We start from the raw sequence: 15,890 nt of genomic DNA on the forward strand, positions 1-15,890 counted from the left end.
ATACCTAGTGTTTCACCAAAGTACCTTGTCTTAGTTGTTGACCACCTTCCAGACGGATGTGGTACATACCCTGCGGCAGAGATTGCAGCGGCAGTTTCAGGATGGGATCGTTTTGGATGAGGCTTTCGTTCCAAACCTCTTGTCCAGAGCTGTTAAATAATTGCACACGAATCGTACCTCGCATTTCAGTGGGTACCTCAATATTGAGGATCGATTCTACTGGATTTGGATACATGCTGAGGCTTTCGATATGGAAGTGAGACAGGCCAATATTCACGGTAAAGCTTTGCACCAAAGTATCGCTACCACAAGCATTGCTTACAATGAGCTGCACATCTACCGGGCCATTTTGACTGTAACTGCTGTTGGTCATCATGCCGGTATCTAGCTGTCCGTTACCGAAATCCCAATGGTATTGATCGCTTAGGCTGCTGCCCGATGCGTTCACAAAAATCCATTGCATACCTAGGCTGTCTACAATGCTATAGGTGAAGGCTGCATTAGGCAGGGGCACAGAATCCGTTTGGAAACTGATCGGACCTTCCCAGTCGGAGCTATCCGTGCCATTGCAAATGTTCTGATAGTAAACTTCATAAGCATGCTTAGCTAGCAATTGATCTAGACTTACCAGCGAATCAGTTCCACTAATAAATGTTCCACTTCCTGGATTAAAGCCGCTAAGGCCGTATTCCACTAAGAGTGTGTCCCCAAGGTCTCCAAATTCGAGTACCACACTATCGCAACTGGAAAATGCCACTTGATTGAAGAATGGACTGGCACAATTATTATCCTGTAATTCAGTGATGCAGAAGTCATCAATAAAAAACTCATTTGAACCACCAAAGCTTCCTGGGGCAACAAAGCTTAAACCAGTCAATTGAGCAGGTGGGAAAAAGGCGTTCTGACTGAAGCTCCAGCCGATATTTTGATCTTGACCATTAATTTTAATGTAGCAGGTATCCAGATCGAAATCGATAATCTGATCCACATCAAACCATACTCCAGTGCTGTAGTTAAAGGTACCTACAGTATTGGGTGGCCCAAATCCGTTTGGAGCTAAAACATTGGCCGTACCTCCAAAGAAATCCAAACTAAAAGCTAGATTGGAATTTTGATAATCCTTGAAGAAATTGATGAAGCCGGAATTTCCCATTGGTACATAAACCGCCATGGAAACTTCAATTCGTCCACTGTCAATGGCATTGAATGGAACCCCCGTGCTGCTGGCATCCAGTCCAAAAGCAACTACGTGCATAGATTGGGTTCCTGAGCTAGCTTGTAAATTGCTGATTTCGGTTACATCATTAATACTCAAGGATTCAAAAAGGGTGGATTGGCCATCAAAGGACCCTAGATTGTAAGCCTCAAAATCATCACAAAGGGTAGGACTTACCGAGATGTCGATAGGGCCTGCCCAAAGACTGGTGTCTCCTGGTGCGCAGATGGAGCGTACAAATACTTGATTGGGAACATTGGCCGCTTGTAAGCCTACCGTTGCAGTAGTGGCCGAAGTACTTACTCGGGTACCACTGCCTATGCTAAAGCCTTTAATGCCATATTCGTATTCATATTGACCGGTAGTTCCATTCCAGGAAACATCTGCAGAGGTGGCAGTAGAGGATACCAAATTCAGATTGGTGGGCTCAGCACAGCTGGGTATGAGCTCATAGTGCAATTCATCAATATAGATAGGCTCGAAGGAGTTCAAAACTCCGTGTTTGAATGCAAAGTTCTTATCGGTCATATTGTATCCGGTGGATGCATCAAAGCTAAGGGTATAGGTGTTGAAATTCGTGTTTAAGTGAATGGTGTCCAAGGCCTGGAAGCTACTGATGTCACTAGGATTACTAATGGTACCCACAATTAAATCTTCACTGGGGGCGCTGCTATTTCGCGCTTTAAAGCGGATGCGTTTATCACCGAGATCCATATCACTGAAATTCGGACTTACCAGAATCAGGTCACTAGGGAAGAAATCATTGTAGATTTGGACACTTTGACTGCCGCTGGAAAATTGATTTCCAGTTACTTCAATACTTCCGGCCGCTGAAAGCAGAGCCTCGTAACAATCGGGAGTATTGCCAATATTGAAGTTTTCGAAGTCTTCAAAATAAGGTGCACTAAAGGAATTACAAGGGGTTTTAAAACGCTGGGGCCCTACCCAGTTTGAACTGTCACCAGGGCCACAAATTCCACGAACCACAAATTCGTAAAAGGTATTTGCACTCAGGCTATCCAGAAGCTTTTGAGCATTGCTAGATGTGGTTTTAGTACCGCCTGTAGTACTAGTACCTTGATAAAAGCCCTGAGGGCCAAACCAAATTTCATAAGATCCGGCAGCACCCACGGCCGACCAGCTTAAATTGGCAGTACTGTCATTCTGTAAGGCAGCAGCTAATCCCACTGGATCCGGACAAGTGGGAGCTTCGTCAATGCTTACCTCATCAATTGCACAATCACCGCTATTTGGGCCATTGCTTACGATGATAAAACGAATTTGCGTGGTATCCGGATATGTTGAGATATCGACCCCTAAATTCTGAAATGGCGAAGCACTGTTATTTTGAGAGCTGCCACTAATTCGCGTCAATTCACGCCAAGTACCACTGGAGTCAATTTGTACGATCAAGGCAGGCATATTAGAGCCAAAGCGATGCACTGCAAAGTTTAGGAATGGCTGATTGAGGTTGGAGACATCGATGCGTGGACTCCGAATAATGGCACTATCGCCAGAGAATCCAAAGGAGCCATGACTGTAGATATAGTTTCCGCTTCCAGAAACGTCCTGATCGGGTCCGGTGCTAAAACCGGGAGATGGACCATTACCCACCGTCCAGCGGTATTGACCGCCATTAACCGGACTCCGCCACCAACAATTGTCAATGGTGTCGCCAGCATTATCGAATCCATTACCCAGAGCCCAATTGGTACCATCGAAGTTCTCAAGATAGGGTGCGGTAATTTCAGTACAGGAAGTGCTAAAGCTTAAGGGGCCTAACCAGTAGGTATAGGTTCCATTGCTACAGGAGTCTCTTAGATAAACTTCATAAGCGGTGTTTGAACTAAGATTGGAAATCACATAGCTACCACTATTGTTATTGATCGAATCCCCGTTTGTGTTGGGATCAAAGCCGGCAGGACCCCATTTAATTTGACTGTGGATACCCATTCCTGGAGTCCAGTTTAAAACAGCACTATTTGTAGTGATGGCACTAAGGCTAATGCTGTTAAAAGAAGGAGGGCTACAGGCTGGTACCTGCTCATAATTGAAATCATCGATGTAAATGTTTCCATAGGAAGCACTGCTCTTACTCAAAACAATGGCGATATAGGAATCGTTGCCATTATAGCCATTGCTGGTGCTGATTTCACTGATGTACTCTGTATAGCTTGGAAAGTCACGGGTTGGACTGCTGCTCGGGATAAAGATGCTGTCCAGTTGCTGGAAGCTTCCGGGGTTTAAAGGATTGTCTACAGTGCCAATAAGGAAGGAGGCATCTCCTCCAGTAGCAGCAGCCATAAAGCGAATCTGTTTATCAGCGAGATTCAGATCCGAAAAAGCAGGGCTAATCAACATAGTGCGGTGATTAGCATTGGTACTTCCGCTAAGGAGAAATTCTAGATGTTGAGTTCCACTAAAGGCGCTGCTGCCGTTATTGTAAGACTTTACTTGCGTTCTGTTTCCACCATTTCCTACTAAGCTCGGCGTCCAACAGGTGGGCTTATCATTGAGTGCTTCGTTTTCAAAGTTATTGAAGTAGGGAGCCTGAAAAGGATTGCAACCAGTGCTGAAATAAAAGGCCAGGCTGGAATCGGAAAGGCTATTGCCACAGTCGCGGAAAATGTAGAGCTCATATTCCGTATTAGGCTGGAGGGGGTGAATGGTAGCTGGGGCTGTACTTAATAACGAGTCTCCCGTGCTGGTAACGGTACCTTGATTATAACCACGTGGTCCCCAGTAAAATCGAAAGTTACCGGAATTGTCATTGAAGTCAATACCCACGCTGGTGTCTCCGATCGAAACCAAAAAGGGGTTGGTTACTTTTTGGCAAGGAGGAATGGTATCGTACTCCACGTCGTCAATAAAGAGGGTGGTAAAGGTGCTTTGGTTTCCATGTAAGAAGGCCAGGTGACTATCTTGCAGGTTGTATCCATTGGCCGCAGTTACAGGAATGATGTACTCGCGGTACTGAGAGGTTTCTGTGAAATGAATGGTGTCGAAGGCTTGGAATGCCGACAGATTACTTTGATTTGGCATCGATCCGATCACCAAAGTTACGCTGGTGTCATTGGTGCCGGCCATAAAGCGAATTTGCTTTTGCCCAAGAGTGAGGTCCCCAAATTGAGGGGAGATTAGCATCGTGGTGTCGCCAAATTCATTGAAGAGAACCACATGATTAAAGCCGTTAAAAGGATCGTAGTTTTCTACTTGGGCAGCGGAACCAAAGCCCATGGTATTTACTAAACCGGATTCCCAGCATTGTGGACTTTGAAAGAGGGTGTCATTTTCAAAACCAGTGGCGTATCCAATATAATAGGTATTACTGCATGCGGCGGCAGCTTGTTGTATGCTGGAAGCATTTGGATGAGCCGGTTTTTTAGTTTCTGTTTCCCCGGCATCTTTCTCCTTCCTCTCCGTAGGAGCTTTACTAAGCTTTAGCTGTACCTGCCAGGTACCCCAGGCGAGGGTGCTAAGCGTCAGGGATGCAAAAAGCAGGGTGACGATCTTTTTCATGTATAGGGCTTTAGAATTTTAAATCGAAGACCAATTAAGAGTATAGGCTTCGTTCCCCCTATTTTTTAATATAGACAGAATGTATATGGTTGAATTAAGTATCTGATAACCATGTGTTAAATGGGTAGAGTTACGGAGGGGGGAAGTAGTTGATGCCCTTTCGAAAAGGAACCTTGAGAAGCACATTAAACCAGTTTAATTCCAGATTGATCGCTCTAATTCTTCGGTTTATTCAGTTGATGAGTCATTCGAAAAGCTAAATCTTTAATGTCTTCTTTTCGAGCAATTACTTCGATCCAATGTTTTGGAATTCCATTATAGCCGTAGTAAATTGCTGCCAGACCACCTGTTACCGCAGCAGTAGTGTCAGTATCCTCCCCTAGGTTTACGGCTTGTAAGACGGCTTCCGAATAAGAGCCGGTAGTCAGCAAGCACCAAATGCTGGCTTCCAAACAATGGATTACATAACCTGAGCTTTGAATTTGATTTGCTTTTAGCTCAGAAATATCCGCTTTTAGCAAACGATCAAAGTAAGCAGTTTCCTTTGGGTTTAATTCCAGCTTTTTGAAAAATTGAGGTAGATAATTGGCGACTTCAGAATAAGTTTCTTTGGGATTTGTTCCTTTGATAAGGAGCCTGGCGAATTCTACATAATAAAAGCAGGCTAAAACAGACCTTAAGTGGCCATGGCTTATGGATGAAACGGCTTTAGTTAAAAGGTATCTTTCGTTAAGGGATTTATCCTGTAGGTAAAAAGCTAAGGGTAAAATCCGCATTAAAGAGCCATTGCCATTTGAGTTTTCGCCAAAGTTTCCAGCTAAGTCTGGGCGAGAGGAATTCCGTAATCGTGAAAGAGCTTCTTGAGTGGAAACACCAATATCAAACACAGATCCTCTTGCAGTCCAATAGCCTTTCTGATACCAAAGCAAGAAATTATCGGCCACCTTTTTAAGGTTAAACTCCTTGGTTAAAGCTTCGGCAAGGCAGAAGCTTAAGGAGCTGTCATCGGACCATGTTCCTGGTTCTTGCTTGTGAGTACCAAAGCCGATCATGTCGGAAGCGGGGTTTATCAGCATGGCCTCTCTGCTTAGAAACTCATATGGTACACCCAAAGCGTCTCCTACTGCAATGCCGAATAGGGCAGATTGAATTTGATATTCTAAGTCAGGCATAGGTTTTATAAGTCTCAGGAAGGTAGCTAATTGATTAAAAAAAAGCGCCTCAATTGAGGCGCTTTCTAAAAGCTTAATCCTTTTCTTATTTCTTCATTTTCTCTAGCACATTTCGCAGGGCACGACCACGGAGGTTTTTGGCAAGGATGGTTCCATCGCCGCCAATTAGGAAGGTGGCAGGAATGGATTGAACTCCGTAAGTGGCCGCTGCAGCATTGCTCCAACCTTTCAGATCACTCACATGATTTTCCCAGGCCAATTTATCTTGTTCGATGGCGGCAATCCACTGACTCTTGTTTTGATCCAGAGATACACTTAAAACAGTAAAGCCTTCTCCTTCCTTAAAGCTGGTATTTTTGTAATCATTATAGGTTGCAACCACATTTGGGTTTTCGCGGCGACAAGGTTTACACCAAGCGGCCCAAAAGTCGATTAGTACTACTTTCCCTTGGAGGTCTGATAACTTTCGCATTTGTCCATTGGGGTCCTTCATCGCAATCTCCGGAGCTTTACTGCCAATGCTTAAGCCGCGGCTTTGCTCCTCATCCGGCATCTTATTCAAACCTTCCACAAAGCTTAGTCCAACAAAACTTAAAGCGGCAAGTCCGATAATGAATAGGGGTTTTCTAAAGATGTTCATCTCCTCTTTTTAGTTAACTCTTACAATTTGCGCGCCAATTGCCCGGAGGCGTTCATCGATATTCTCATATCCACGGTCGATTTGCTCGATATTGTGGATGGTGCTGGTGCCTTCAGCGCTTAAGGCTGCAATCAGCAATGAGATTCCGGCACGGATATCGGGGCTGGTCATGGTGGTTGCCTTAAGTGGCGTGGCCTTGTCCATACCAATAACGGTAGCGCGGTGTGGGTCGCAAAGAATAATTTGTGCACCCATATCTATAAGCTTGTCGACAAAGAACAGTCGACTTTCAAACATTTTCTGATGAATCAATACTGAACCTCTGGCTTGAGTAGCTACCACCAGGGCGATACTCAGTAAGTCTGGCGTAAATCCAGGCCAGGGAGCATCCGCAATGGTAAGGATGGATCCATCTATAAAGGTCTCTATCTCGTAATGATCTTGTTGGGGAACAATTAAGTCATCGTTTTCACGCTGCACCTTAATCCCCATTTTACTGAATACGGCGGGAATGACTCCCAAATCATCGAAGCTTACATCTTTGATTCGCAATTCAGATGAGGTCATGGCGGCCATCCCGATCCAGGATCCGATCTCAATCATATCGGGAAGCACGCGGTGTTCGCAGCCTCCTAACTCACTTACACCTTCAATACTTAATAAATTGGAACCAATGCCCGAAATCTTAGCCCCCATGCGATTCAGCATTTTGCAAAGCTGCTGTAAATAGGGTTCGCAGGCGGCATTATAAATGGTGGTGGTGCCTTCGGCCAAAGCCGCCGCCATTACAATATTGGCAGTACCGGTTACCGAAGCTTCATCCAAAAGCATATAGGCACCCTTAAGTTTTTTGGCTTCTACACCGTAAAAGGATTCGCCGGGCTTATACCGGAATTTGGCGCCTAATTTTTGGAAGCCTTCAAAGTGGGTGTCCAATCGACGACGACCAATTTTATCACCACCCGGTTTAGGGATATAACCTTTTCCGAAGCGAGCTAATAAAGGTCCTACAATCATAATACTTCCTCTTAGGGAAGCGCCCTTGGTTTTAAACTCATCCGATTCGAGGTAGTCTAAATTAAGGTCATCGGCTTTAAAGCTGTAAATACCATGTCCTTTGCGCTGCACTTTCACTCCCAGATCAGCAAGTATGTCAATTAACTTATTGACATCTACAATGTCGGGGATATTAGAAATAGTAACCCGCTCTGCGGTTAGAAGGGTGGCACAGATAATTTGCAGGGCTTCATTCTTAGCTCCTTGCGGAGTGATGGAGCCGCTTAGGCGTTTTCCGCCGGTGATTTGAAAAGTTCCCAAGGAATTATTTTTTCTTGTTGATTTTTCGCTTCGAACGGTTGTTGCGTTTGTTCTTGTGGTTGTGTTTGTTTCCACCGTGATTTTGCAACAATTCTCGTTTTTCGGAAAGATTTACATCTGAAACCTGCAATTTGTTGTTCGACATCTCCTTGAGGTTGTTCAGAATTACATCGTCTTCAACATGGTCTTTATTCCAAACGATGTAATTTTTCTTCATCACATTGGCCAGGGCTTCGGTGAGAGCCGTTTTTTCCTCTCCGGCTTCCAGTTCAACGGCGTAGTCGATCATTTTACGGGTAATATTTCCGTAATGACGGTAACGGCGACTGGTTTGCGGATACTCCACAGGCTTGGGCTTTTCCAATAAGCTTTCAGGTGCGGGAGGAGGATAGGGAGAGTCTACGTCCAATTTGAAATCAGACATAATATATAAATGGTCCCAAAGCTTGTGTTCAGGATCATCATCTGTTTCGTAAACCTGAGGATTCAGGTTCGCGATAATGGCGATTAGATTACGAGCTTGTTTATTGCGTTCGTCCCGATTTTCGATGGTCAGCAGGTAGTCTACCATGCGCTGAACATTACGACCATACTCAGGGATGATCATGCGGGGTCTGCTAGTATTGTATTCCATAGTCTATTGAGAAGGCAATATAAAAAATCAGATTGCAGAGTATTGCCTTTGAAGTCTTAAAAGTACAAAGATAGGTATAGATTGTACTTTGAAGGTTGGCAATGTCACTTAGTGGGCTTGGAACCCATGTTTAAATACCTGGGACCAGACTCTTTAACTCTTAAGTGCAATGGCCGGATCTGGCCATTGGCCGAGCTAGGGCTCAAGTTTAAATCTTCTCTAGTTTCGCAAACTTGAGTAGCAGTTTTTTCTCCCCTACATTTTCGAAGTGGATGATGGCCTTTTTATTGGCTCCCGTGCCTTCCATGGATTTTATTTCGCCCATACCAAAGCGGGGGTGCTTTACTCTTTGTCCAGCATCGAGGTCAGTATGGATTTCGAAATTGCCGCTCACGGTATTTTGATCACTCAACTTTTTCATGCCGGCAGGAGGCCGAACAGGGGTTCGGGGACTATTGCGCTGGGGACGAGCACTGCGTCGATCAGTTCCAGACATCGGGCTGCGTTGTGCAGCGGAGTTCGGGCGCTTTTGGCGAAAGCCATGTAATTCTTCTGGGGATAAGAAAGGACTAAATTCCGGAGTGCTTTGGTTGAGGTATTTATCATCGATTTCCTCCAGGAATCGCGAGGGTTCGCAGTCCACTAATTTGCCCCAGCGGTAACGCATTTGAGCAAAGGATAAGTAGGCTTGTTTTTCGGCCCGTGTTAGGGCGACATAAAAGAGTCGGCGTTCTTCTTCCAGGTCAGCGCGACTGTTTACCGTCATCATACTGGGGAAGAGGTTTTCTTCCATCCCCACGATAAAAACTACCGGAAACTCCAATCCTTTAGCCAGGTGAATGGTCATCAAAGAGACCTTATTGCGATCATTGGGATCATCTTTATCCTGATCGGTTAACAAGGCTACATCTTGCATGAAGCCTTCCAATTTGGGATTTCCTTCTTCGATTTCTGCCTGGCCTTCCACAAACTCTTTTACGGAGTTCAATAATTCTTCAATATTCTCTACTCGACTAACTCCTTCCGGGGTTTTATCCTCTCCCAGAGTGCGCATCAAGCCAGAGGTCTTGGAAATCTGATTTACAACTTCAAAGGCATCGGAGTTTTCGGCTAAAATGCGGTAGCTATTGATCTTGGTAACATAGTCTTTCAGCTTGTTAACTGCCCCGCGATTAATACCCAGGTCGGGGAAGAAATCGATGTTTTCCAGGATTTCCCAAATGGCACGATTCTCCTGATTCGCTTTAACAGTAAGCTTTTCAACGGTGGTGTCCCCAATGCCTCGTTTGGGATAATTAATGGTGCGGCGTAAAGCTTCCTCATCTTTAGGGTTAATGGCTAATCGGCAATAAGCCAAAAGGTCTTTTACTTCCTTGCGTTGGTAAAAGGAGAGACCTCCATAGATGCGGTAGGGGATATTCTTGCGACGAAGATTATCCTCCATGGCCCGTGATTGGGCGTTGGTACGGTAGAGAATGGCAAAATCGGAATAGTCGAAATGCTCATTCATCTGCCTTTCAAAAATGGTGCGCGCTACCCAGGCTCCTTCATCGGAATCACTTACGGTTTTGTGAACCACAATTTGGTCGCCGCCATCATTTTCGGTGAATACATTTTTAGGGAGCTGATTCTTGTTTTTCGCAATTAGGCTATTCGCTGCTCCTACAATGTTTTTGGTGCTGCGGTAATTCTGCTCCAGCTTATAGACTTGCACATTGTCGTAGTCGCGCTGGAAATTTAAGATGTTCTGGATGTTCGCTCCCCGGAAGGCATAGATACTCTGAGCATCATCACCTACCACGCAAATGTTCTGAAAACGATTGGCCAGGGCTTTTACTATGAGGTACTGGGCGTGGTTCGTATCCTGATACTCATCTACCATGATATAGCGAAAGCGATCCTGGTATTTGGCTAATACCTCCGGGAAGTTCCGCAGGAGGGTATAGGTGTTGAGTAGGATATCATCGAAATCCATGGAACCCGCCCGAAAGTTCTTTTCATTGTAGGCATTAAATACATCCCCCAACTGCGGCATACGTGCAGCGGCATCTTGTTCCTGAAGGTCTGGGCTATTGAAATACTCCCGAGGGGTGATCAAACCGTTTTTAAAGGCTGAGATTCTGCGGGCTACATTGCCAGTCTTATAAATCTCTTTATCAAGGTTCAATTCCTTAATCACATTATTAATAGCCTTTTTACTGTCTTCGGCATCGTAAATAGTGAAGTTGGAAGGGTAACCTAAAAGATGACCTTCAACCCGTAAAATGCGGGCAAATACCGAGTGAAAGGTTCCCATCCAAATATTCTTAGCTTCAGAGGGACCGACGATTTTACCGATCCGCTCCTTCATTTCGCGAGCGGCTTTATTGGTAAAGGTCAGGGAGAGGATATTAAAAGGGTCCACACCTTTATTCGCCATGAGGTAAGCAATGCGCATGGTGAGCACACGGGTTTTTCCCGAGCCAGCACCGGCAATAACCATAATGGGGCCCTCGGTAGCTTCGACCGCGGCTTTTTGAGGTGGGTTGAGTCCCTGAAGGAAGTCCGTCACAGTAAAATTGATTTGAGGGGCAAAGGTGCAGATATTATGCAAAGGCGGCAAGGGCTTAATGAATAAGCTCCATCCTAGAAAGACCTATTAGTTGATCGCATGTTGGAAGCCGAAATGTATACCTGCATTGTAGTAGTTGTAGATTTCGGAAGTGCCGGTGATCCGAAAAGGTTCGAATCGAAACTGAGTAATATATAAGTCAATGCCGATTAGAATTTTCACTTCATCGTTAACCGGGATGGCAAAATCAAGGCCAGCTTTCACAAAATCATTTAGGGATGTTTGACCTCCAAAAAGCCTTTGTGTAGGGGTTCTAACTCCTTCGGGTAATTCAGTTAATAACGCATAATTGACACCGTAGGCAAAACTTGGTTGGAAAAATATCTTGCTATCAGATTCACCGAACCGGCGATATACCTCCAGCATAAGGTTTAAACAGTTGAAGGCTCCACTAGGGTTGGCAATTATAGACTGAGGAACTGAACTAACATTATAGAGGTAGGGGGCTGGAACCTCACTCCGCATGTATCCACCAGCAAGGCTTAAGCCGATTTGAGTTTTTTTAATAAAGTATTCATAGGTCTGGTTTATACCTATTCCCATTCCGTGTAAGGAATAGTTGCCGCCAGTTATAAGAGGTGATCCGATAGGTGAATAAACGGAAAGCCGGGTGCTCATGTAGATTTCGTGATCAATTTGAGAATAGCTCTTAAAGGATAGAATAACTAGGCTTGGTATAAGTAGTAATCTCAGCATTTTATTTGGTTTTAAGTTTCAATGTAGCTTTTTCGTAGGAGTATTTATATAGTTAATAATGGGGTACCTCCATGAGAAAATGGTTTTCGTTTCAGATAGTTATGCAGGGTTGATTTTAACCTTATGTTTGAGATTGATGCATTTCCTAATTTCGCGATCTGATTACTGCAGATCATGGCTCAGTCCTTAAAATCAATACTTCTAATTTGTTTCCTGTCTTGCCTTTCATGGGCATGTACCCAGATAGCTGAGCCTAATGATTCAAGTTTCGATACGGAGCTCAGTGAGAGTTTGGAAAATGAGTTTGACGTCTTAGAGGATACGACAGAACAGGAGGGAGAATCTATACCTGAAGATGTCTTGACTTTGATTAAAAATTCAAGTCAGGATTGGCGGCCAGGCATCAAGGACTTTGAGAATTTTTCGATCGGGGATTCGGTGCCAGCTTGGTTTGTGAATCGTTATATAAAAGGAGTGCCGGTGAAACCGGATGGCGAGCGTTTGTATCACGAATCCTATTTACCCTTTTATTGGGATGCCTTTTGGGAAGGGGATAGTCTATGCTTCTTCAGTTTGGTAAAGGAAGATGAGGTTTGTTGCATCACTTTATATGGATTTACCAGTACCAAGGATAGCCTTCATATTATGGATGCACAAGTATTAGCACTTAGTGGAGGCGACGGAGGTTGGGTAGAAGCAGATGTCTTGGAGGTCCTGAATGACACTTCCTGGTCGCGCTTAAAACAAGAAAGTTATACCGATTTTGATGCCGATAGTGCGGGCTTCGTGACGATGCATTTTGACACCTTATTCTATGAGGCTTTTTTTAATTGGCGGGGAATATTCTTCGAAATCACACGAGATAGTGTGCATAGCTCCAAAATTGTGAAGCGGTAATAATGATCGGAAAGCGGGGAAATAGACTTCCTTAGCTCAGGCTACACATCGTTTTCTAAGTATCTGAGCAAAAGCCTAAAACATTTTTTCTCAAGGGCTTGCTACGTTGTTGAATTGTTCTACATTTGCAGTCCCCAAAAAAGTGGGGTAGCGAATTTATTAAATAGCTTATATATAAAGGTGTATGCCAACGATTCAGCAATTAGTACGGAAAGGACGTACTAAGATTACTAAGAAGAGTAAGTCTGCAGCCCTGCAGTCTTCACCACAGCGTCGTGGAGTATGTACGCGTGTGTATACCACCACTCCTAAGAAGCCTAACTCAGCCATGCGTAAAGTAGCGCGTGTACGCTTAACCAATGGAAATGAGGTGAATGCCTACATTCCTGGTGAGGGTCACAACCTGCAGGAGCACAGCATTGTGTTGGTTCGCGGTGGTCGTGTGAAAGACTTGCCAGGTGTGCGTTACCACATTGTGCGCGGTGCATTAGATACCGCTGGTGTTAATGGTCGGATGCAACGTCGTTCTAAGTACGGCGCGAAACGTCCTAAAGCGAAGAAATAATCCTGTTAGAGAAAAAGACTCATGAGAAAGGCAAGAGCTAAAAAAAGACCCTTATTACCAGATCCCAAGTTCGGTGAGCCACTGGTAACTCGTTTTGTAAATATGATGATGTTGGATGGGAAGAAGAGTACTTCCTACCGCATTTTTTATTCGGCCATTGATATCGTTTCCGAGAAAACCGGAGAGGGTAATGGTTTAGAATTATGGAAAGAAGCCTTAAATAATGTTATGCCTCACGTAGAAGTACGTTCTAAGCGTGTGGGTGGTGCCACTTTCCAGATTCCTGTTCAGATTCGTCCAGATCGTAAGATTTCTGTAGCCATGAAGTGGTTAATCATGTACGCTCGTAAGCGTAATGAAAAAGCTATGGCCAACCGTTTAGCCGCTGAGATTATGGCCGCTGCTAAAGAAGAAGGTGCTGCAGTTAAAAAGCGCTTGGATACTCATAAAATGGCGGAAGCTAACAAGGCTTTTGCTCACTTTGGCAGATTCTAAATCCCTCAAATAGGAAAGATAAATCATGGCAAAAAGAGATTTAAAATACACTCGTAACATCGGTATTGCAGCGCATATCGACGCGGGAAAAACCACCACCACCGAACGTATCCTTTATTACGGTGGGGTAAGTCACAAAATTGGTGAGGTGCATGATGGTGCCGCTACCATGGACTGGATGGAGCAAGAGCAAGAGCGTGGTATTACCATTACCTCTGCTGCCACCACCCTTAACTGGCCTTACCGTGGTGATAACTACCATATTAACATTATCGATACCCCCGGACACGTTGACTTTACCGTTGAGGTAAACCGTTCTCTTCGTGTGTTAGACGGATTGGTATTCTTGTTCTCTGCGGTTGATGGTGTGGAGCCTCAATCAGAAACTAACTGGCGTTTGGCTAATAACTATAACGTTCCACGTATTGGTTTCGTAAACAAGATGGACCGTCAGGGTGCCGACTTCCTGAACGTTTGTGGTCAGGTGAAAGAAATGTTGGGTTCTCATGCACTTCCTCTTCAGTTGCCTATCGGTGCTGAAGCTGATTTCAAAGGAGTGGTTGACTTGATCAACTTCCGTGGAATCGTTTGGAATGAAGAAGATATGGGAATGACTTTCGAAGAAGTTGAAATCCCAGCTGATATGTTAGACGAAGCTACTGAATACCGCGAGAAATTACTTGAGGCCGTAGCTGAGTTCGACGATACTTTAATGGAAAAATACTTCGAGGATCCTGATTCTCTTACTGAGCGTGAAATCCTTGACGCATTACGTGAAGCGACTATCGCTAACAAAGTAGTGCCTATGATGTGTGGTTCTGCCTTTAAAAACAAAGGTGTACAGGCCATGCTTGATATGGTAATGGAGTTAATGCCTGCTCCGGTAGATATTGAAGCTATCGTTGGTACTAACCCTGATACTGAAGTTGAAGAGAAGCGTAAGCCTTCTTTTGATGAGCCATTTAGTGGTTTGGCATTTAAAATCGCTACCGACCCATTTGTTGGTCGTTTGTGCTTTACCCGTGCTTATTCAGGTACCCTTCCTTCCGGTTCTTATGTATTGAATACTCGTACCGGTAAGAAGGAGCGTATCTCTCGTATCTTCCAAATGCACGCGAATAAGCAAAATCAAATTGATGAGCTGGGTGCAGGAGATATCGGTGCATTAGTAGGATTTAAAGACATTAAAACTGGTGATACCCTTTGTGCAGAGAACGCTCCTATTGTTCTTGAGTCAATGGACTTCCCAGAGCCAGTAATTGGATTGGCAGTAGAGCCTAAGTCTAAAGCTGATGTGGATAAATTAGGTATGGCCTTAGCTAAATTGGCTGAAGAGGATCCAACCTTCCGTGTACACACAGATGAGGATACTGGTCAAACTGTAATCTCTGGTATGGGTGAGCTTCACCTAGATATTATCATCGACCGATTGAGACGTGAATTCAAGGTTGAGGTGAACCAAGGTGCTCCTCAGGTATCTTACAAAGAAGCGATCAACGGTTCTGTAGATCACCGTGAAGTTTACAAGAAACAAACTGGTGGTCGTGGTAAGTTTGCCGATATCATTGTAACCATTGAGCCTAGTGAAAGCGAAGAACCAGGATTGGTGTTCGTTAATGAGGTGAAAGGTGGTAACGTACCTAAAGAATTTATCCCTTCAGTAGAGAAAGGATTTAAAGAAGCTATGTCTACTGGCGTTTTAGCTGGTTACCCTGTAGATAGTATTAAAGTAACCTTAAAGGACGGATCTTTCCACCCTGTGGATTCGGATCAACTTTCATTTGAGGTTGCAGCCAAAATGGCCTTCCGTAACGCAGTTCCTAAAGCCAATCCGGTATTATTAGAGCCTATTATGAAGTTGGAGGTATTAACTCCAGAAGAATATATGGGTGATATCGTAGGTGATTTGAACCGTCGTCGTGGTGTGGTAGAAGGCATGGGCGATCGTAATAATTCAAAAGCGATCAAAGCCAAAGTGCCACTGTCTGAAATGTTTGGTTATGTAACTGACCTTCGTACCAATTCATCTGGTCGTGCGACATCAACTATGGAATTCTCTCACTTTGCAGAGGCTCCTAAGAACATCGCAGAGGATGTGATTGCTAAGGTTAAGGGTAACAAAGAATAA

The 15,890-nt window shown here is 44.4% G+C and carries 11 protein-coding genes; 4 read left to right on the forward strand and 7 right to left on the reverse strand.

All coding sequences use genetic code 11. The features are described 5' to 3' along the window. Nucleotides 1-4 precede the first annotated feature (4 nt). From ACO05P_RS16920 to ACO05P_RS16950, 7 genes are all read right to left on the reverse strand, one after another. On the reverse strand, nt 5-4,735 hold the full coding sequence (locus ACO05P_RS16920; RefSeq protein WP_421752697.1) for a T9SS type A sorting domain-containing protein: 4,731 nt from the start codon (nt 4,733-4,735) through the stop codon (nt 5-7). Nucleotides 4,736-4,950: 215 nt separating this feature from the next. Further along, on the reverse strand, nt 4,951-5,907 hold the full coding sequence (locus ACO05P_RS16925) for an ADP-ribosylglycohydrolase family protein (protein ID WP_421752698.1): 957 nt from the start codon (nt 5,905-5,907) through the stop codon (nt 4,951-4,953). Between the two features lie 85 nt (nt 5,908-5,992). Further along, entirely contained in the window at nt 5,993-6,547 is a 555-nt protein-coding gene (locus ACO05P_RS16930; protein ID WP_421752699.1) for a peroxiredoxin family protein, read from the reverse strand. 9 nt (nt 6,548-6,556) lie between these two features. Beyond that, a complete protein-coding gene (murA, locus tag ACO05P_RS16935) occupies nt 6,557-7,864 on the reverse strand; it encodes a UDP-N-acetylglucosamine 1-carboxyvinyltransferase (protein WP_421752700.1) in 1,308 nt (435 codons plus the stop codon). A 4-nt stretch (nt 7,865-7,868) separates the two neighbouring features. Continuing rightward, nucleotides 7,869-8,498, reverse strand: coding sequence for a DUF4290 domain-containing protein (locus ACO05P_RS16940; RefSeq protein ID WP_421752701.1), 630 nt, complete (start codon nt 8,496-8,498; stop codon nt 7,869-7,871). A gap of 208 nt (nt 8,499-8,706) precedes the next feature. Next, on the reverse strand, nt 8,707-11,049 hold the full coding sequence (locus ACO05P_RS16945) for an ATP-dependent helicase (RefSeq protein ID WP_421752702.1): 2,343 nt from the start codon (nt 11,047-11,049) through the stop codon (nt 8,707-8,709). Between the two features lie 87 nt (nt 11,050-11,136). Continuing rightward, nucleotides 11,137-11,805 (reverse strand): hypothetical protein, encoded by a 669-nt coding sequence (locus ACO05P_RS16950; RefSeq protein WP_421752703.1) that lies wholly within the window; start codon nt 11,803-11,805, stop codon nt 11,137-11,139. Between the two features lie 174 nt (nt 11,806-11,979). On the opposite strand from ACO05P_RS16950, the gene ACO05P_RS16955 reads away from it, so the two are divergent. The 4 genes from ACO05P_RS16955 to fusA all read left to right on the forward strand — a co-directional run bounded on the left by ACO05P_RS16955 (nt 11,980) and on the right by fusA (nt 15,890). Continuing rightward, nucleotides 11,980-12,702, forward strand: a complete 723-nt coding sequence (locus ACO05P_RS16955; RefSeq protein ID WP_421752704.1) for a hypothetical protein — start codon at nt 11,980-11,982, stop codon at nt 12,700-12,702. A 184-nt stretch (nt 12,703-12,886) separates the two neighbouring features. Continuing rightward, nucleotides 12,887-13,267 carry a 30S ribosomal protein S12 gene (gene rpsL / locus ACO05P_RS16960; RefSeq protein WP_210757862.1) on the forward strand — a complete coding sequence of 127 codons (381 nt, stop codon included), beginning with the start codon at nt 12,887-12,889 and terminating at the stop codon, nt 13,265-13,267. 21 nt (nt 13,268-13,288) lie between these two features. Then, nucleotides 13,289-13,762: a 30S ribosomal protein S7 gene (gene rpsG, locus ACO05P_RS16965; RefSeq protein WP_421752705.1), complete on the forward strand. Its 474-nt coding sequence runs from the start codon at nt 13,289-13,291 to the stop codon at nt 13,760-13,762. A gap of 25 nt (nt 13,763-13,787) precedes the next feature. After that, nucleotides 13,788-15,890 carry an elongation factor G gene (gene fusA / locus ACO05P_RS16970; protein WP_421752706.1) on the forward strand — a complete coding sequence of 701 codons (2,103 nt, stop codon included), beginning with the start codon at nt 13,788-13,790 and terminating at the stop codon, nt 15,888-15,890.

Source organism: Croceimicrobium sp., from assembly GCF_965228705.1.
GTDB lineage: Bacteria > Bacteroidota > Bacteroidia > Flavobacteriales > Schleiferiaceae > Croceimicrobium.

What these genes read in the sequence shown, in the direction of transcription:
- rpsL (WP_210757862.1), top strand. Translation starts at nt 12,887, where the DNA reads ATGCCAACGATTCAGCAATTAGTACGGAAAGGACGTACTAAGATTACT.
- ACO05P_RS16940 (WP_421752701.1), bottom strand. Translation starts at nt 8,498, where the DNA reads ATGGAATACAATACTAGCAGACCCCGCATGATCATCCCTGAGTATGGT.
- fusA (WP_421752706.1), top strand. Translation starts at nt 13,788, where the DNA reads ATGGCAAAAAGAGATTTAAAATACACTCGTAACATCGGTATTGCAGCG.
- ACO05P_RS16925 (WP_421752698.1), bottom strand. Translation starts at nt 5,907, where the DNA reads ATGCCTGACTTAGAATATCAAATTCAATCTGCCCTATTCGGCATTGCA.
- rpsG (WP_421752705.1), top strand. Translation starts at nt 13,289, where the DNA reads ATGAGAAAGGCAAGAGCTAAAAAAAGACCCTTATTACCAGATCCCAAG.
- ACO05P_RS16955 (WP_421752704.1), top strand. Translation starts at nt 11,980, where the DNA reads ATGGCTCAGTCCTTAAAATCAATACTTCTAATTTGTTTCCTGTCTTGC.
- ACO05P_RS16950 (WP_421752703.1), bottom strand. Translation starts at nt 11,805, where the DNA reads ATGCTGAGATTACTACTTATACCAAGCCTAGTTATTCTATCCTTTAAG.
- ACO05P_RS16920 (WP_421752697.1), bottom strand. Translation starts at nt 4,735, where the DNA reads ATGAAAAAGATCGTCACCCTGCTTTTTGCATCCCTGACGCTTAGCACC.
- ACO05P_RS16930 (WP_421752699.1), bottom strand. Translation starts at nt 6,547, where the DNA reads ATGAACATCTTTAGAAAACCCCTATTCATTATCGGACTTGCCGCTTTA.